Source organism: Sphingobium sp. SJ10-10 (assembly GCF_036038995.2).
In the GTDB taxonomy this organism is placed as follows: Bacteria; Pseudomonadota; Alphaproteobacteria; order Sphingomonadales; family Sphingomonadaceae; genus Sphingobium.
The window spans coordinates 693,175-711,937 of sequence record NZ_CP158133.1 but is presented as its reverse complement, the minus strand read 5'-3'; the positions used below and the strand labels follow the sequence as shown (position 1 = coordinate 711,937).

General features: G+C 61.2%; 15 protein-coding genes. 1 reads left to right on the top strand and 14 read right to left on the bottom strand.

Translation table 11 applies throughout. The annotated features are described in order from the left end of the window. Positions 1-64: 64 nt before the first annotated feature. The 7 genes from VVT58_RS18785 to VVT58_RS18755 form a co-directional block, all read right to left on the bottom strand. Positions 65-847 carry an SDR family oxidoreductase gene (locus tag VVT58_RS18785; RefSeq protein WP_327754499.1) on the bottom strand — a complete coding sequence of 261 codons (783 nt, stop codon included), beginning with the start codon at positions 845-847 and terminating at the stop codon, positions 65-67. 15 nt (positions 848-862) lie between these two features. Continuing rightward, complete coding sequence (locus tag VVT58_RS18780) at positions 863-1,909, bottom strand: phosphotransferase family protein (RefSeq protein ID WP_327754500.1); 1,047 nt, start codon at positions 1,907-1,909, stop codon at positions 863-865. Between the two features lie 51 nt (positions 1,910-1,960). Next, the gene (locus VVT58_RS18775) at positions 1,961-3,244 is read right to left on the bottom strand and encodes an acyl-CoA dehydrogenase family protein (RefSeq protein ID WP_327754501.1); all 1,284 of its coding nucleotides are present in this window, start codon (positions 3,242-3,244) and stop codon (positions 1,961-1,963) included. A gap of 38 nt (positions 3,245-3,282) precedes the next feature. Next, positions 3,283-4,998 (bottom strand): AMP-binding protein, encoded by a 1,716-nt coding sequence (locus tag VVT58_RS18770; protein WP_327754502.1) that lies wholly within the window; start codon positions 4,996-4,998, stop codon positions 3,283-3,285. After that, positions 4,991-5,887, bottom strand: a complete 897-nt coding sequence (locus VVT58_RS18765) for an alpha/beta hydrolase (protein ID WP_158511783.1) — start codon at positions 5,885-5,887, stop codon at positions 4,991-4,993. The genes VVT58_RS18770 and VVT58_RS18765 overlap by 8 nt, the downstream gene beginning before the upstream one ends. Positions 5,888-5,988: 101 nt before the next feature. Continuing rightward, the gene (locus VVT58_RS18760) at positions 5,989-8,214 is read right to left on the bottom strand and encodes a TonB-dependent receptor (protein ID WP_066563522.1); all 2,226 of its coding nucleotides are present in this window, start codon (positions 8,212-8,214) and stop codon (positions 5,989-5,991) included. 292 nt (positions 8,215-8,506) lie between these two features. Further along, positions 8,507-9,823 (bottom strand): TetR family transcriptional regulator, encoded by a 1,317-nt coding sequence (locus tag VVT58_RS18755; protein ID WP_327754503.1) that lies wholly within the window; start codon positions 9,821-9,823, stop codon positions 8,507-8,509. A gap of 85 nt (positions 9,824-9,908) precedes the next feature. On the opposite strand from VVT58_RS18755, the gene VVT58_RS18750 reads away from it, so the two are divergent. Continuing rightward, positions 9,909-11,033: a helix-turn-helix domain-containing protein gene (locus tag VVT58_RS18750; protein ID WP_158511785.1), complete on the top strand. Its 1,125-nt coding sequence runs from the start codon at positions 9,909-9,911 to the stop codon at positions 11,031-11,033. A gap of 155 nt (positions 11,034-11,188) precedes the next feature. Here VVT58_RS18750 and VVT58_RS18745 read toward each other — a convergent pair whose 3' ends face one another. From VVT58_RS18745 to VVT58_RS18715, 7 genes are all read right to left on the bottom strand, one after another. Continuing rightward, a complete protein-coding gene (locus tag VVT58_RS18745; protein WP_327754505.1) occupies positions 11,189-12,040 on the bottom strand; it encodes an alpha/beta hydrolase in 852 nt (283 codons plus the stop codon). 20 nt (positions 12,041-12,060) lie between these two features. Next, positions 12,061-12,660, bottom strand: coding sequence for an HD domain-containing protein (locus VVT58_RS18740; protein WP_066563534.1), 600 nt, complete (start codon positions 12,658-12,660; stop codon positions 12,061-12,063). Between the two features lie 66 nt (positions 12,661-12,726). Then, entirely contained in the window at positions 12,727-13,524 is a 798-nt protein-coding gene (locus VVT58_RS18735; RefSeq protein WP_066563537.1) for a class II aldolase/adducin family protein, read from the bottom strand. A 66-nt stretch (positions 13,525-13,590) separates the two neighbouring features. Then, on the bottom strand, positions 13,591-14,754 hold the full coding sequence (locus VVT58_RS18730) for an alpha/beta hydrolase (RefSeq protein WP_352000093.1): 1,164 nt from the start codon (positions 14,752-14,754) through the stop codon (positions 13,591-13,593). A 98-nt stretch (positions 14,755-14,852) separates the two neighbouring features. Beyond that, a complete protein-coding gene (locus VVT58_RS18725; RefSeq protein WP_352000091.1) occupies positions 14,853-16,010 on the bottom strand; it encodes an alpha/beta hydrolase in 1,158 nt (385 codons plus the stop codon). 1 nt (position 16,011) lies between these two features. Beyond that, positions 16,012-16,824, bottom strand: coding sequence for an enoyl-CoA hydratase-related protein (locus VVT58_RS18720; protein ID WP_327754507.1), 813 nt, complete (start codon positions 16,822-16,824; stop codon positions 16,012-16,014). A 48-nt stretch (positions 16,825-16,872) separates the two neighbouring features. Next, positions 16,873-18,666, bottom strand: a complete 1,794-nt coding sequence (locus VVT58_RS18715) for an acyl-CoA dehydrogenase (protein WP_327754508.1) — start codon at positions 18,664-18,666, stop codon at positions 16,873-16,875. Positions 18,667-18,763 lie beyond the last annotated feature (97 nt).

Below are 18,763 nucleotides of genomic sequence, written 5' to 3'. Positions count from 1 at the left end.
TCATTCCTGACTTCCTGTTGCGGCGTGCCGCATTCCATCTGCCGCCGATCCGCGTCGACCGGCATCAAAGCCTCGCCGGGCCTATCGCCATGCCGCCGTCGATGAGCAGCGACTGACCCGTCATGAAGGCGCTGGCTTCGGCCGCCAGATAGACAGCCGCACCTGCCATTTCGCCCGGCACGCCAATGCGGCACAGGGGCGTGCGCCTGGTTACCTGCTCGACGCCAGCCGGGTCTTCCCAAAGCCGCTTCGCGAAATCCGTCTTCGTGATGCCGGGCGAGATCGCGTTCACCCGAATGCTGTGCTTGCCGAGTTCGACCGCGAGGTTGCGAACCATCTGGAGGTCGGCGGCCTTTGACACATGGTAGGTGCCGATCATGCCGGACCCGAGATAGGCGCCGAGCGAAGCGACAATGATGATCGAACCGGCCTGCCGCTCGATCATTCCAGGCGCGACAAGCTGAACGAGCCACTGGTTGGAGAGAATGTTGCCGTTGATGATCTTGTGAAATTCATCGTCCGGAATTTCGAGCGTCGGTCCATAATGCGAACTGACCGCCGCATTGCAGACCAGAACGTCCACCGGCCCCAGCCGCTTTTCCGTCTCCGCGACCAGCGCCCGCAGATCGTCCTTCACCGCAATGTCCGCCGCGATCGCCACCGCGCGTGTTTCACCCAGATCCGCGTTGATCGCCGCGGCAGCCTCCTCGCACGCATCCAGATTGCGGCTGGATATGACGACTTGTGCACCCGCATTGGCCAGGGCTTCCGCGATCGCACGCCCGATACCGCGCGACGACCCTGTCACGATGGCGACCTTGCCGCTGAGGTCGAACAGATTTTTCATATCACTCTCCAGTCTTTACGGTTCGAGGGCACCAGCCAGCCGGGCCTGTTCCCAGCCAAGCCGCGCCATCGGCACGAGCTTCGCTGCGGCCGTTTCCGCCTCGAGGCTTGAGGCTGTGCCGTCGATAATGCGTTTGCGGATCCCCTGGACGATCCCGACGATCCGGAAGAGGTTGAATGCGAAATACCAGTGGGGATTCGCGATGCGCGGCCGCCCGCTTATCGCGCAATAAAGGTCGGTAATCTCTTCGAGCGAGGGAATGCCCGCCGCCTCCAGATCGACATTGCCAAGAGCCGCAAGACCATCGGCAGGCATCAACCAGTGCGCCGCGAAATAGCTGAAATCCGCCAACGGATCACCGATCGTGCTCAATTCCCAGTCGATGACCGCCAGCACCTTCGACCCTGACGGCTCGAAAATCAGGTTGTCCAGCCGATAGTCGCCATGAATGATCGTCGACGCCGTCTGCTCGGGCACGGTCCGGGCAAGCCATTCCATCAGCTTTTCGACTTCCGGCACATCCTCGGTTTGCGAGGCGCGATATTGGCGGCTCCAGCGCGCCACCTGCCGCTCGAAATAATTGCCGGGCCGGCCGTAATCCGTCAGGCCGACCTGCGCCGGATCGAACCGATGCAGCCGCGCCAGCGTTTCCACCATCTGCTCATAGATCGCCCGGCGCACCGCTGGAGTTTCATCGGGCAGCGCACCGTCCCACAGCGTCCGCCCCTTGATCCGCTCCATGACGTAAAATGCCGATCCGATCACCGCGTCGTCCTCGCACAGGGCGATGGGACGAGGCACGGGAAAGCCTTCGGGATACAGCGCGCTCAGCAGCCGATATTCGCGGTCGACGGCATGGGCGGAGGCCAGCAACGCGCCCGCAGGCTTGCGACGCAGCACATAATGCTGCGTCGCCGTGTCGAGCGCGAAGGTCGGGTTCGATTGACCGCCCGAGAACTTGTCGAGCTTGATCGGCCCCTCGAACTCCGGGACGTGGTCCTGCATCCACCTTGTCAGCTTGCCAATGTCGATGGCATTGTCGACGATTGCCGGTTCAGACATTGCGGTCATCCCGACTTGCCCTGAGGCGAGGAGAGGCGAGCACTCCCGGCATCAGCGCGCAGCCCCGACATCGCCGCTCGACAGGCTGTCACCCGTCACATCCTTGTATTTTTTGAACTCCGCCCGCGCGATGGCGCGCGCATGCACTTCATCGGGACCGTCCGCCAGCCGCAGCGTGCGGGTGTTGGCCCAGTCGAAGGCGAGATCGAAATCGTCGCACACCCCCGCGCCGCCATGCGCCTGAATGGCGTCATCGAGGATCTGGCACGCCATCATCGGAGCCTGGACCTTCAGCATCGCGATCTCGACCTGCGCGCTCTTGTTGCCGGCCTGGTCCATCATGTCCGCCGCCTTGAGGCAGAGCAGCCGCGTCATTTCGATGTCGATGCGCGCGCGTGCAATCCGTTGCTCCCATACCGACTGGCTCGCGATCGGCTTGCCGAACGCCTGACGCGAGAGCAGGCGGCTCGCCATCGCTTCAAGCGCGTTCTCAGCCACGCCGATGGTCCGCATGCAGTGATGGATGCGGCCCGGCCCGAGCCGTCCCTGCGCGATTTCGAAACCGCGCCCCTCGCCCAGCAGCATGTTGCTCACCGGAACCCGCACATTGTCCAGCACGACTTCGCCATGCCCGTGCGGCGCATGGTCATAGCCATAGACGTTGAGCATGCGCCTGATCTGCACGCCCGGCGCATCCATCGGCACCAGGATCATGCTTTGCTGGTGATATTTGTCGGCATTGGGATCGGTCTTGCCCATCACCACCGCGATCTTGCAGCGCGGATCGCCGGTGCCGGTCGACCACCATTTGCGGCCGTTGATGACATAATGATCGCCGTCACGCCGGATCGACGTCTGGATGTTGGTGGCGTCCGAGCTGGCGACATTGGGTTCGGTCATCAGGAAGGCGGAACGGATTTCCCCGTTCATCAGCGGGCGCAGCCACTGTTCCTTCTGCTCCAGCGTGCCGTATCGGTGGAGCACTTCCATGTTGCCGGTATCGGGCGCAGAGCAGTTAAATATCTCCGAACCCCAGAATACCCGACCCATCTCTTCGGCACACAGCGCATATTCGAGGTTGGTCAGTTGCTCACCCTCGAACACAAAGCTGTTGTCGACATGTTCCTGGCCCGAATGCGGCGGCATGAAGAGGTTCCACAAGCCCGCCTCGCGGGCCAGCGGCTTCAGCTCCTCGATGACCTGCATCACCTTCCAGCGGGGTTCGGCCGCGACTTCGGCTTCATAGTCGGCAAGGCGAGGCTTGACGTTGGTCTGGATGAACGCGCGCACGCGATCGCGAAAGGAAGTCTGGCGGGCGGTAAGTGCGAAATCCATCGTTTATTCCTCAGATAAAATCGTGTCGCGCCAGGATTTCAGTCCTGCATCGCATGGGAGAGAAGCAGCGTGCGCACTTCATTTTTCATGACCTTGCCATTGGCGTTGCGCGGCAACGGCTCATGGTGAAAGCGGATCACCACCGGGATTTTGAACGCGGCCAGCCGTTCGCGCAGCCAGAGCTTCAGCTCATCCTCGCTGACTTCATGGCCTTCCGCGATCAGGCACATCGCGCCGGGTTCTTCGCCCAGCCGGTCATGCGGCAGAGCGACCACCGCCGCATCCGTGACGGCGGGATGGCTGAACAGGGCGTTTTCGACCTCGACCGCGTAGATATTCTCGCCACCGCGGATGATGACGTCCTTGCTGCGGCCGACGATCGTGCAAAAGCCTTCCTCGTCCAGCCGGGCCAGATCGCCCGTATGCAGCCAGCCATCGCCGAAGGTCGCTTCGGTGGCCTCGGGATTCTGCCAATATCCCATCACGATCTGCGGTCCGCGGACGCATAATTCCCCGATCTCGCCAACGGGCAGTGCCTCGCCCGCCTCGTTGACGACGCGCAGGTCGTCAATTGGAAGTGGCGGCCCGCAACTGTCGGGCCGGTTCAGATAGTCTTCCGCACTATGCCCGGTAATCGTGCCGGACGTTTCCGTCATGCCCCAGCCATTATAGGGCACGGCCGACAGTTCCCGTTCGATCAGGAAAGGCAGATCCGGCGCTGCCGGTGCACCGCCATAGGGGACATAATTGAGCGAACTGAGATCGAACCGGCTCCTCTCAGGAGAATCGATCAACTGCCACGCGATGGTCGGAACGCCGCCCGCCGATGTGATCCGCTCACGCTCGATGAGCGCCATCGCTTCGACCGCATTCCATTTGTGCATGAGCACGACCTTGCCGCCGCATGCGAAGGCTGACATCAACAGCGCGGCACAGCCGGTCACGTGGAACAACGGGATGGTCATCAATGTGACCGATGGCGTAGGCTCGCTGGCCGGCTCGCCCCGGCGCAACGCGCCGCGCTGGGCGATGAAATCGATCGCCACCAGGCCCGAAAGCATGTTGCGGTGCGTGCCCAGTGCGCCTTTCGGCCGACCCGTCGTCCCGCTGGTGTAGAAGATCGTCAGCGGGTCGTCGGAGTTCATCTTCACGTCCGGCAGCGGCAGTTCGGGCAGCAGAGCATAGTCCGCGACCGCGCCGATGATGGATTCAAGCGAGACGATGCCGGGACGGGACGAACGAGAGACGATCATTTTCAGGCGATCCGCAAGCGCCGAACCGCCGCTTGTCACGCGCTCAAAGCGTTCGTCATCGCAGATGAGGAGGGTGGAGCCGGACTGTTCGAGCGCATAGCCCAGTTCCTCTCCCGTCCACCACGCGTTGAGCGGCACGGCGATCGCACCGCAAACCGTCGCCGCGAACAGCACCACCGGCCATTCGGGAAGGTTGCGCATCGCGATGGCGACGCGATCCCCCGGCTTGACGCCCTCGCGGACGAGATGATCCGCCAGCGTCGCAACGGCGCGGAACCAGCCATCATAAGTGACGCGCTCATCGTTGAGGACCAGGAATTCCCGCTCGCCATGCCTGGCCCGCACCTGCTTTGCCAGTTCAGCGACGTTGGCAGGCAGGCTCGCCCATGTCCGCAATTCGCGGCCGTTGATGATGGCCGTGCGGATTTCGAAGCGCGAACCCGGAACGCAGAGTTGCGCTTCTGCCTCCTTCAGCGACATAGCCGGCCAGGATTTAGTCATTCTGCGCTCCTACGCTTGCAAGTTTATCGACCGGAGCCGCCTCGACATCTCCCAGAAACGCGGCGATTTCATCCACTGCGCGACCCGCTGCCGACAGTTCCTGCGGAAAGAGGTGGAAGGCATGCGGCAGGTGCGGCCAGATGCTGAGATGAACCGTCACCGCCAGCCGCCAGAGCGCGGCGGCAAAGGCGACATCCTGATCCCGCAGATATTCGTCGGATGACGCCTGAATGATGGTCGGCGGGAATCTCTCAAGGACATCCAAAGGGGCTGCGGCAGGCGAAACCAGTGGATCGTCCACTGTCGTAACGCCCTGAAGATACAGCTCAGCGATCCTGGTCTGCGTCGTTGGCTCGCATGTCGGATCGTCGGAACCCGGCGGCATCCGGTCAGGCGGACGGAAATCGACGACGCCCGACAGGAGGGCCAGCGCATCGGGCAGCCGGGCGTTGCGGGACAAAAGGTCGATCACGAGCGCGGCGGAGAGATTGCCGCCCGCGCTATCGCCCATCAGGGCGACGGTGGCGGCCTCCAGCGGGCCCGCCGGCCCGTTGGAGCACGCATGGGCGTAAGCCCGCCCGGCATCCTGAAGACCCGCCGGAAACGGATGTTCGGGCGCAAGGCGATAGTTGACCGCAAACACCGCGCACCCGGTCTTTCGCGCGATAAGATCGATCAGATGGCGGTGCGTGTCTATCGACCCGGCGAACCAGCCACCACCATGGATGTAGACGATATGGTGGCCGGACTTCGCCTGCGGCGGGACGAACCATTCGCCCGAACAGGTGCCGAGATCGACGAGCGTCGTGGAGCATCCGAAGTCGCGCTCGGCACCTGTCAGACAGTAATTGTCCATCACATAGCGCATCGCGACCGCAAGATCATCCATGTCATCCGAGCGCGCGATCAAGCCTGCTATATGGTCTTTGACTATTCGGGCCTGCGCCACGCTCGGATGTTCGGTCGGCATCGGTTTGCTGTCGTTTCTCTCTAGAAGTGGTATCCGAACGACGCGCCGATCTGCCGCGGCGGCTGATACTGGCTGAGCGCGAGCGATCCGATCAGCGCCGACACCACGATCACATTCGATTTGACCTGTTTGTTGGTGATGTTCTTCGCAAACAGGCTCGCCGTGATTCGCCGGTCTTCGCTTTCATAGTTCAGGGACAGGTTGAGCTTGCCCACCGCTGACTGCGACGAGACCGGGATGTTGAACTCGCTGAAATACAGCCGTGACTTCCAGTCGTAACGGGCACCCAGCGTGACCTTGCCCGATGAGAGCGGCACGTCGTAATAGCCGCCGGCGCTAAAGCTGTAACGAGGCGCCTGGGGCAAGCTGTTGCCATCAAGATCGAACCTGCGCGTGCCATCGGGATCAATCGTTCCCAGATCGGGGCGAGCCGGATCGCCGGTGCGGAAGCGATCGAAGGTCGCATGGAGATAGGCGCCCGACACCTCGAACCGCAGCGCCTCGACGGGCCGGATGACGGTTTCGGCCTCGATGCCGTAGATGGTTGCCTTCGCGGCGTTGACGACCTGTGTCGACGCGCCATTGATCTGGTTCACCTGAAGATTATCATACTTCATGTGGAACGCAGCGATGTTGGCCTGCAATCCGTGATCGAAGAACCAGCCTTTCAGGCCAGCTTCAAGGTTGGTGTTCTTTTCCGGATCGAAGGCGGGAGCAAGACCGCCGGCCGAAAAGCCGCCGCCCTTGTAGCCAGTGGCATATTTCACATAGGCGTCGAGCCTCGTGCTGAAGGCATAGGATGCACCCACTTCATAGGTGACCTGACTGGACGAGGTGCTCTGCCTCGGCAGGATACCGACGTAGCTATTATAATCGTCGAGATCGACCTTCTTGTCGTGCGTGTATCGCAGGCCGGCAAAAACCTTTGCCTCGGGCGTCAGCGCATATTGGGCATGCCCGAAGAAGGCGTAGGAAGTGGTGTTGATCTTCGCACCCAGATCGACTGGCATGGGCAGCAGGCTGATCGGAACCGAAATATCCTGCTTCAGCTTTTCATGAAAATAGTTGGTGCCGATGATATAGGTGAACGGCTTGGACGCGTCGGACGTGTAAAGCAGTTCGCCATAATATTGATGGGTCTTGTTGTTGAAGTCGGAATAGGTGTGGAGCGCGTCGGTTCCGTCGCCGTCCTGAATATTGTGGATCTTGGTGTCCGCATAGGAGCCAAGCGCCTTGAGATCGCCGCTCCCCAGCGCCCAGTTCAGCGTCAGGTTGACATTCTTGCCTTCGACCCGCCTCATCGCTTCATTGTTGTACACTTCGCGCTTGCTGACACTTCCAAGCGGTTGCCCGACGAGAATTGCGGGAAGAGGCTGGTCGGGGTCGGGCGTGCCTTCGAGGAAGGTTGCCGGGCCGTTGGAATGATCGCGCTGATATTCGACAAGCAGCCGGGCATTGAAGCTGTCGGAAGGTTCCCATTTGATCTGGCCGCGAACCGACTGGTTGTTCGCGTCGTCCAGTCGGCCCGGCGCGTTGGACGTGACAAGATTGTTCGAATAGCCGGGGCTGTAGGTCTCCGGCGTCGACAGGTTCTTCGTGTAGCCGCGGTTATAGGTCTGCTGGGCGGACAGGCGGGCGGTCCATTTACCCGATGCATCGAGGGCACCGCTGACATAGCCTGACGTGTTGATCCTGCCGGGATCGATGCCCGCCGTGACATCGAAGCCGTAATGCAATTCCCGGGTCGGCTCGTTCGGGATGATATTCACGGCCCCGCCCGTGGCGTTACGGCCAAAGAGCGTGCCCTGGGGACCGCGAAGAACCTCCACACGCGCCACGTCCAGGAACGTCGACAATGTGAGCGCGGGCTGGGCCATGTATACGCCGTCTACCTGGATGGAGACGCCCGCATCGGACCCGGCGTTGATGGACGACCCGTTGCCGATGCCTCTGATCGCGACGTTCGCTGAGTTGTAGCTATTGCCGATCTGGATGTTCGGATTGGGACCGACAAGATCCGTCAGCGCCACCGTCTGGGCGGCACGCAGCTTGTCGCCAGAATAAGCCGAAACCGCGATAGGCGTTTTCAGGATAGTCTCGCTTCGGCGGGATGCGGTAACCACGATGTCCTCTAACTGCTCCTGACCGCTTCGCCCCTGCGCAGGCGCGTCGGGCGTCTGCGCATGAGCAGCCGGAACAACGGCAGCCCCGCAGAGCAACGCAAGCACGCAATAGCCTTTCGTCATGATACCCCTCCATCAGTTTTGTCTTTTTGTGCTGATTCGTGTTGTATTGATTTCGGCTCGATGGAGAATGATGGTTGATCGCACCCGCGATGTCGCAATTTGCCGCAAGGAGGAAATCGCGTTTCGATCAATCGGCTTAGAGCCTGTTTGAGAATGCGCCTATTGGCGCATTGCGGCACCAGCCCTCTCCCCCACCCGGCCACCCAACGGCAGTATTTTATGGGTGGCCGGGTGGGGGAGAGGGCTGGTGCCGCCTCGGAAATCGCTCTTCCGCGATTTCTCAAACGGACTCTTACACCCAGAAACGGCCGGAGGAGATCATGGTCAGATCATGGGCAAACTCCCGGCGCACATGGGCCAGATCCTCCGTCCGCGAACCGCTGGCCACCAGCCGGATCAGTTTTCCGGTGAACAACGCCTGAGACAGTAGCGGATCGAGGGGCCGCAGCGACGAGGAGATCGGTGTCAAAAGACGCCGCCAGGCGCTGTGCTGGTCCGCAATGTCGGCCCAGATCGCAGATTGCAGCGACGGCTGGCGGCTGGCTTCAAGCCAAACCCGGTAGATTGCGAGACTTTCCAGCGCATATTCCGTCGCTTCGCGGAAGAAGATGACGGTCGTTCGATCGATCAGCCTTTCAAGGCTTTCTTCCCCGCGTTCCAGCGAGGCAACGATACGATAGCGATCCTTCGCATTTTCGAACAGGCGATGCTGGGCGGCTTCGATCAGGCTGGCGGTTGTGGGAAAGTGGTAAAAGGCCCCTGACGGCGAAAGCCCCGCCTTGCTGGCCATGGCCTTGAGGCCGATCGCCGTCTGCCCCTTCGAAACCAGTTCATCCAGGGTTGCCGTCAGGATCGCCTCCCGCGTCACCGCCGACTTGCCGGTCAGCCGCGCAGGCTTGGCGGCGGGAGCCTTCTCGCCATGTCCCCACCTGTCGAGGGGGTCTTCGCCGCCATCGAACACCGCCCTCAGATCGTCCTCGGTAGGACGAAGAACCAGCACAAAAAGAAGAAGTCCGACAGTTATGTCACCATAGGATCGCGCAGCCAGTTCGTTGTCGTCACCGCCTGATGAAAAGGCCCATTCGCTCCAGACTTTTGCTGCGGCAGCGAACCAACGGCGGGCCAGCGCAAGAGATTCTGGGTGGCGTGGCGCATCCAGCATGATTTCGGTCCAGCAGGCGCTGCGCACACGTTGCTCTCTACCCACCTTGATTAGGAATTCCACAAGCCAGGATCGGGGGCACCCCGCCCCTCCCTTCCCGCTCGGCCCGGCAGCGTCATCGCGGGGAAGCAGCAGCGTGTCTTCATCCAGCATTTCCTGTGAAGCAGCGGCCAGGATGTCGAACTTGCTGGCGAAATGGTAAGTTGTCGACGCCAGGGAAACGCCTGCGGTGCGAGCGATCTCCCGGTGCGTCATGCCCGCAATCCCGCGATCCGCCAAAACGAGGATCGCCCCTTCGATGATCCGTTTGCGGGTTTCGACTGACCTCGCCTGAGCAGGCGCTCGCTTTGGCCCACGTGTCCTCACGCGCGTGCCGGGGATGGCGGAAAGGCGTCGGGTCACAGGCAATTCAGGACTATCCTCTACTAAGACATGGGTGGCAGGCATTGCCTTGAACCAGTTTTTGCCCTATAGTACAAATTATTTCAAGGACTGGCTTCGCAACGACGAGCCGCCAACAGAGAGGCTGGATATGAAAGCGAACCTCTGCCGAGTTCAGGATTCAAGCGGCTATCCGTCGATGTTCGGCTCTCAGACATGGCCCAGCGCGATGCAGGATAGCCGATCGGTCCTGTTTTCAACCGCGGCCCGTAATTTCGGCGCCGAACAACTTTCCAGACATTATGTCGAAACATTTTTCGGCGTGGAACGGGCGCGCGCGCTGATGGCGGGAGCTGGGCTGTGCGATGCGCTGGGCCAACTGCCCGCGAGCATTTCCCGTGTGGATTTCTGGAATCTGTGTGTCGATGGAATTTACAAATATGACGATGAGGGACACGGGTGCACCCCCCGGCCACTACCGAAGGGCAGTTGGACCGTGATCTTCACCGCGGTGAACCACATGGATTCGGTGAGCGAAGGACTGAAGCGCTTCTGCGAGTTCGTTCAGGTCATTCCCTCCGGCATGACGGTATCGGTCGGCTATGGCTCCGACGGCCTTAGCATTACCTACGCGATGAATGATCTGTCCGAACGGGGCGAAATCTATGTCGAGCTGATCGCGATGGTGTTTCATTGCGTCCTGGTCTGGGGCACGGGCCAATGGATCGAACCCGTCCGCACGAGGCTGTCGAGCCTGTTGGGCGATCGCAACGAGTCGCTTCTGACCGGACTTGCAACCAGTTGCTGGAGGCACGGAACCGGCGTCTCCATGGTCTATCCCAAGGAAATTCTCAACCTGCCGCTCGGCGTGCGTCGCTACAAGAGCTTCTCCTTCCACGAATCGTCCGTCTTCATGGAAATCGCGCAGAGATCGCCGCGCTCGGTGAGTTCGGATGCGTCCAGTTCGATCGTCGATGAATTGCGCGTGCTGATGCAGGAGGAAATTCCCAATCAGCGTGTCGCGGCCCGCAAGCTCGGGATGAGCGCAGCGACCTTGCAGCGCCGGCTCACGCAGGAAGGAACGAGTTTCCGTGAACTTTCCCGGGAAGTCCGGATGCGGAAGCTCTGCACCCTGCTGGCGACCGACGCCAATCTGGACGACATCGCGTTCGATCTCGGTTTTTCGGATCGCCGCAGTCTCTGGCGCGCCTGCTTCGACTGGCTCGGCATGTCGCCGACAGCCTATCGGCTGCAACGACGCCTGTGTGACAACTAGACCGGAGCGCGCGCTGGTGCGGACAGACCTGCTAGAGCGTTTTCTAAGCAGATAGAAACGGCAGTTCGGCGAAGCCAATCATCTGTTGACTCGGAAAACGCGGCAAAACAAAGGTCTAGAGCAGCCGATCCGATGCAATCGGGTCGGATTCTGCTCTAGGCAGGACTATCCGCGCCCTGCCTTATATGTTCGAACAGCAGATTCGACACGATGTCGGGGCATTGATCGACGATGAAATGTCCCGCCCCTGCAACGGTCACGAACCGGAACGGTCCGGTGACATAGTCGGACGTCAGTTCAGCCGCATATCGCCCAACCGTCGCGTCTTCGGTGCCCCAGATGTAGAGGGTCGGCAGGTCGATGGGAGGCGTCTCCGCGCCCGTGAAGCCGCTGGCGCGATACCAGTTGATGGCGCCTTCCACGCCGCCCGGCTCGGCAAGCTTGGCGATATGCACCGCCGCGATTTCTGGCGGCACATGCTGGGTTTCCAAAGCCTCCCGCAAGGGGCGAAGCCCGTCAATGCGCATCCGGGCATAGGCGTCCGGATCCTTCAGGAATCGATGATGGCGGGATCGCTCCGGCTGCTCCGGGTCTTCCGCCATCGCCCGCGCGAAAGCAGCCGGATGGGGCCGCGACAATATGCTCAGGGTGCGGATCCTGTCCGGATGAGCCGACGCGAGCAACCACGCGATCTGCCCGCCCCAATCATGTCCGACCAGATGGAAGTCAGCAATGCCCAGCGCCTGCATGAGGTCCGCCGCATCCTGGACGATGAGTTCCACGCGATAGGAATCCTGCTCGGCGGGGCGCGCGCCCGTGGAATAGCCACGCTGGTCGGGCGCTATGACGCGAAATCCCGCGGCCGACAGAGCCTCTACCTGAGGATGCCACATATAGCGCGATTCCGGGAAGCCATGTAGCAGCAGAACGGTCTGCTCATTGCCGTGACCCGCAATGTCGACGGTGAATTCAAGGCCATTCAGGCTGACGCAACGCGTTTCGATCATGTCTGTCTGCTATCGGCCGATTATTCTGCGGTCGGGCTTTTGTAGAACGAATATCGCATCGTCGAGAAAAGCCGGTGGACCATCGGTTCGAACGCTTCGAGCGGCATGGTGTCGTAATTGGCGTCGAAGGCGGACTGATCGTAAAGGTGACAGAAATCCGCCGTATACTCAAAGTGCGGGTGTCCCCTGAACTTGTCCCGCATATGCTGGTCTTCACCGATATGATGGAAGAAATAATAGCCCTGGAAGATGGCGTGCTTTTCCACCATCCAGTGGTTCTTTTCCGAGACATAGGGCTTTAGGATCGCCGCGGCGAGATCCGCATGATTGCCTGAACCCAGCGTGTCGCCAATGTCGTGCAGCAGAGCGCACACGACATATTCCTCGTCCATTCCCGCCCGATAGGCGCGCGTGGCGGTTTGGACGCTATGTTCCAGCCGATCCACGGGATAGCCGCCGAAATCACCGTCCAGCAGCTTCAGATGCGTCAGGATCCGGTTGGACAGTCCCGCGTGAAAGGGCTTGTAATGGCTATCGATGATCGCCCAGTCCTCTTTGGTGGAATCGACCATTTGCGTGAAATGGGTGGTGGCGCCTTCGATTTCCTTGGGGTCGGACATTATCAGACTTTCTTGTATCAGACGGGATGCGCAATGGCGCGATAACGCCATCGCGCATGTATTCTGTTAGGCATCGAAACCCGGCAGTTCGCGATGGAGGCGACGCAGGCAACCGGGCCAGATCAACTCGTAAGCGGATTGACCGCCCTCCAGTCGAAGCGGGCCGCGCGCAGCCATCTGGGCGGCCACCGTCTCCTGCGCCTCTTCGGGTGCGATCAGCACCTTGTCGCGCCCCGCTGTCAGCGCCATGACCTGAATCTTGCAGGCCCGTTCCAGGATGAACATGGTGCGCCAGCAATCGCCAGCGTCCAGGCCAACGGCCAAAGTGCCGTGATTGCGCAGCAGCATCGCCGCATTGTTGCCAAGGTCGGCGACCAGCCGCTCGCGCTCGTCCCAATCGAGCGCGATGCCTTCATAGTCGTGATAGGCAAGTTCGGGGAGGACGGCCAGCGCAGTCTGGCTGAGCGGCAGCAACCCTTCCTTCTGTGCCGACACGGCAATGCCCTGGTCGGTATGCAGGTGCATCACGAACTTCACATCTTCGCGCGCGCCATGGATCGCGGAGTGAATGGTGAAGCCCGCCGCATTGACCTTGTAGGGCGTATCCTGGACGACTTGGCCGTCCATATCGACCTTCACGAGCGACGACGCCGTCATTTCCTCGAAGAAGATGCCGTAGGGATTGATGAGGAAATGATGGTCCGGCCCCGGCAGCCGTGCCGATATATGGGTATAGACCATATCGTCCCAGCCATGCAGCGCCACAAGCCGGTAGAGCGCGGCGAGATCGACGCGCATCTGCCACTCCGCCTCGCTTACCTGGCTCCTTAATGAAGGTGTCGGCGACCAAGAACCGTCAGCCATTTCAATCTCCTTTAGCTATTCCATCGAGAAGCGGGCCATCGACATCGGCGGCGAGCAGATTTCCTGTCACCTTCCCGTCCTTGCAAGATAGGCGATGTCGTTGGCGGTGTTGGCGCTAATGTCCGGCGCGCATCTCGGCAAAATCTCGACCGCATGCACCGTCCCGATCAGGGAACGACAGCGCGCGGGCACCCCGGCCGCCAGCAGCTTGCGATAAAATGCGACGCCTTCGTCATGAAGGGGATCGCATTCGTTCACGCTGATGACCGTTTGCGGCAAGCCCTTGAGATCGGCTTCGGACGCGAAGATGGGCCATGCCAGCGGATCCTGACGCTCGAACGCCTCGATACCATAGGCCAAGGTAAGACGGTTGTTCCCGATGCTGATGAAGATGCCCTCATTATTGTGGGATGAGGGATGGTCGGGATGCGGCCACTGACCGGCGATAAACGGGCAAAGCGAATAAACGCCGTTTATAAGGCCGATGTCGCCATCGCGATTGAGCTTCAGCGCGGTCGCCAGGGAGAGATTGCCGCCGCCGCTTTCGCCGGCGAGAGTGATCCTGGCAGGATCTATTTTCAGTTCCTCGGCATGCGCATGGACCCATTTCACGCCCGCGACGCAGTCGTTCAGGCCGGCGGGAAAGGGAGCCACTTCCGGAGCGGACGAGGGAAGCAGGCTGTTGCGGAAATCGACCATCGCGACCGCCACGCCCTGCGCCGCGATGATGCTGCCCCATCCGCGGTAGTTGGGATCGAAGGCCGACAGATACGCCATACCGCCGCCATGCATATAATAGACACAGGGCAGGACGTCCGTGCCTTCGGGGCGGATATACTGGATTTTGATTTCATTCCCGTCCGGTTGCGAAATGAACGTCTTGGTTTCGTAGACAAGGCCGGCGGATGGAGCGGACTCTTCGCACACGGCCGCCGCGAAGAAGTCGGCATCTGCTGCCACAGCTTCCTGCGCCTCCGGAGTGTGCATGAACGCGATCACCTCTTCACGTGTGAGCAAGTCGGGCGCAGTCGGCGCCCCATACTCACCAAAAATAGCTTTGATCCGTGGATCGATCCGGTGGTCATTCAAGAGCTTTGTCATTCTGTGCCTCTCCGCTTTTTTTGCGCATTCCGTCCGATCGCGCGCACGGTTCCATCCATGTGTAGCAGGACAGGAACCGATGGACTCGCCTGGAACCGGGCCGATTATCAGCGCGAACTGCTGCCCCAATCATGCCATCCGCACGCCATGGGGCAATGACCAGCCTTCGCAACCCTCTGGTCGCGATTTACGGCACAGCGCCTTCAACCGCGTGAAATTCGGCGGGATCATGACAGCTTGGCGAGAGCAAGCACGATCTCCGCAAAGCGTTCCGGTTGTTCCTGCTGCACCCAGTGACCGGCCCCGTCGATAAAGTGAATGGAAACCGAGTCCGCCGCCAGCCCGTCCCGCATGATTTCCATCAACCCCGGCGCCTGATATGGACCCCAGTCAACCTTACCGGCAACGAAGGCCACCGGCATGGTGAGGCGCTGGCCGTGAAACGGCGACATATCCCGGCTGGTCATGCCTTCTGCCAGAGCGCTGCGATACCAGTTGAGCGCGGGCTGGAACCCGGTGCGGGCAAATTCGGCGGCGGCGACCGCCAGATCAGCATCGCTCAGCCATGTGCACGCCGCCACCTGTCTGGCGTCGGGCATGACGGCAGCGGCGACCTCCGCCATTCCGCTTTGTGCCGGCATGCAATAATAATGCGGCAGTCGCGCAAGGTCTGCGCCGGTCCAGCTCTTGAGCGGGAACGGCCTGTTCCCGTCCCAGTCGGCGCTTTTCTGATGATAGTAGCCGCGCAGAAACTGGTGAATCCCCTGTGGCGGATGCCACATGTCGTTGTTCGCGTCTGGGCCTGAATAATAGGCTTGATAATGTTTGCGCGGCTGCGGCAGTCGCGCAAGTTCCTCATGGACCGGATGGTCGAGGAAAGGCGCGGCCGGCGCGGCGCCTTTCGGGGGCGCGCCCCCGAAAGGCGATGCTGAAATCACGAGGCGGCGGATCATGTCCGGCCGCGCGAGCGCGCAGAAGCCCGCGACAATCGAACCCGCATCATGGCCGATCAGCATCTCGATCGAAGAAAGACCAAGTGCTTCGACGAGGTTGAAGACATCCTTCGCCAGATTGCCTGTGGCATAAGGCTCCAGATCCGTGTGATAAGCGTCTGGCTGAGGAGTGGTGCGGCCAACACCCCGCTGGTCGGGTGCGATCACATGATAACCAGCCGCCGCCAGAAGCGGCATCAGCCTGCGCCAGCACCACGCCAGTTCGGGAAAGCCATGCAGAAGAAGAATGGCGGGCCGATACTCCTCTTCAAAACCGGCTTCGAGAATATGCATGTCAAGATCGCCGACCCCGTCGACGATACGGGACCGGATGCCATCGGGCAAAAGGGACCGGGGCAGCGGGCCGGGATGACTGGTGGAATGCCCGGCCACTCTAATGCCCGCTGAAAAGGGGCGCTCGTTTCTCTGCGAAAGCCCTGACTCCCTCAAGATGGTCCGCCGTTTGCGAACAATCGATATGGCAGCGCACTTCACGATCCATATAGGGGCCAAATTCGGAGGACAGCGCCCTGTTCAGATGCTCCTTCATATAGCCGAGCGCCTGGGGCGGAGCGGCCGCTAGGCGCTGGGCGATTACGGCCGCCTGCTTGGGCAGGTCTTCGACTTCATACACCCAGTTCGTCAGCCCCATGTCCAGCGCCCGGTCGCTCGATATACGTTCGGGCAGGAACATCATCTCTCTGGCCCGCGCCGTCCCGACGAGCCGGGTGAGCAGATATCCGATGCCGAAATCCCCCGACAAAGCGACGCTCGCGAATGCCGTGAGCAGGAAAGCCGGGCGGGCCATGACCCTGAGGTCGCAAGCCAGCGCCAGCGCGAAACCCGCACCCGCAGCCGGGCCGTGGATGATGGCCATGGTGGGCTTGGCCATCGCGACCAGCCTGCCCGACGTCGCGCGCTGAATGGCGCATTGATACTCGACGCGATCGTCTAGTTTGGACGGCGTTATGGGGTTCTCTCCCATAGCCTTGACGTCGCCACCGGCGCAGAAGGCACGGCCACTTCCCTGAAGAACCACGCACCGCACTTCGTTACTGCCTTCGGCAAATGCGAGTTCGCGGTCCATAGCTTCCAGCATCGGATCGCTCATGGCATTGCGCGCTTCCGGCCGGTTGAGCGTCAGCGTCAAAATGCCTTGGTCCAGCGTCGACAGCAGATCGGGCGTTCCTGTATTCCGGCTTCCCAAGCCATCCTCCTCTTGATTATCTCGCATGCCTAACCGAGCCTTGTATCCCTAGGCCGCGCGGATCTGCTCCGGCGTCGTGGTGAGGCAGGTGACGTCCAATGCATTCACCAGCCCCAGGTCGATCTGCGCGTGCGGCAGTTGGTAGCGGAAGAAATAGTCGCAGGTGGCGCGCTTGGCCTCATAAAAAGCCCTGTTGGTGGCACCGCCCTCTTCCATGCGAACGGCGACCATTGCCTGCCACAGCCACAGCCAGCCGATGACGACCGTCCCGGTCGCATCGAGATAGAGCGTCGCGTTGGCAAGGCTGCGCTCCATTTCCGGCTCCGCCAGGGCCGCGGCGGTGGCGTCGGTGACCCAGGCGAGAGCGTCTGTCAGCTTGGCCGCATGGCCGGACAGCGCGGGGATGTGCGCTGCTTCGCCGATCGTGGCCTTGATGCGCTGGATCAGGAGGGCAAGGCCGCGCCCCTCCCCCAGACGGACTTTCCGTCCCAGAAGGTCGATGCCCTGAATGCCGAACGTGCCTTCGTAGATATGGTTGAGCCGGTTGTCGCGATAGAGGCGCTCTACCGGATGATCGCTGGTATATCCCGCGCCACCCAATATTTGCATCGCCCATTTATTTGCCTCAAGGCAATGTTCAGACGGCCATGACTTGACGATCGGCGTCAACACTTCAAGCAGCAGGGCGACGTCAGCGTGATCCGACTCGCCCCCGCCATTTTGCTCATCGACCAGCAGCGCGCAATAGATGCACAGCGCCAGCGCGCCTTCGACCGCCGCCTTTTGCGCCAGCAGCATGCGCCGGATATCGACATGCTCGATCAGCGGAATCTGGGGCGAGCCGGGATTCTTCTGGCCGATGCGGCGGCCCTGAAGGCGCTCGTTCGCATATTCGAGCGAGTAGAGATAGCCCATCAGTCCCGACATTGTCGCGATATGCCCGACGCCGATGCGCGCTTCGTTCATCATGTGGAACATCGCGTGCAGCCCCTGGTTGGGCTTGCCGATCAGATAGCCGACCGAAGCACCGTCCTCACCGAAATTGAGCTGGCAGTTGGTCGTTCCGCGCTGCCCCATCTTGTGCGCCAGACCGACCAGCGTCACATTATTGTCTTCCCCCGGCCGGCCTGCTTCGTCGAGGCGCTTTTGCGGGACGAGGAACAAGGAGATGCCCTTGACGCCGGCGGGCGCGTCGGGAAGCCGGGCAAGAACGAGATGAACGATATTCTCGCTCATGCGGTGGCCGCCGCCGGAGATCCATATCTTGGTGCCGCGCAGATGATAGGAGCCTTCGCCCACGGGATCGGCCCGCGTCGTGATGTCGGACAGCGACGAGCCCGCCTGCGGTTCGGACAGGCACATCGTGCCCATCCAGCGCCCCGCGATCATATGTGACGCGTAGCGGGACTTCTGCTCCTCCGTGCCGAATGCCAGCAAGAGACGTGCCGCCGCCGCGGTCAGCAGGAAGTAATTGGCGATCGCGACATTGGCGGCACTGAACATGCCGTTGACGGTCATGCTGACCGTATGCGACATGCCCAGCCCTCCGACTTCCTCGGGAAAGCTCTGCGCCGAAAGACCTGCCTCGCTATAGGCATTCAGCGCACGAGCGACATAGGCCGGCATGACCGCTTCGCCATTCTCGAAGGTCGGTGGAACGGCGTCAAGCGTGGCGGCCGTAGGCAGATATTCGGCTTCAGCAATGCGCTGCGCCGTATCCAGAAGCTGTGAAATCAACTCCCTGTCCTGCCCTTCGAAGGGGCCGGACGCATGCGCCTTCTCCAAATCGAACATGTCAAACAGCAGAAAGTCGAGATTATGACGGTCGACGATGTAGCTCACGGTAACTCCTGGAAGCCAAGCGGTGCGCGAAAGAGGCGCGATTGGCATGCGCGCGGTTGTACCTTGGGGACTTTTGGGCGTGGCGGCTAGGACGGTT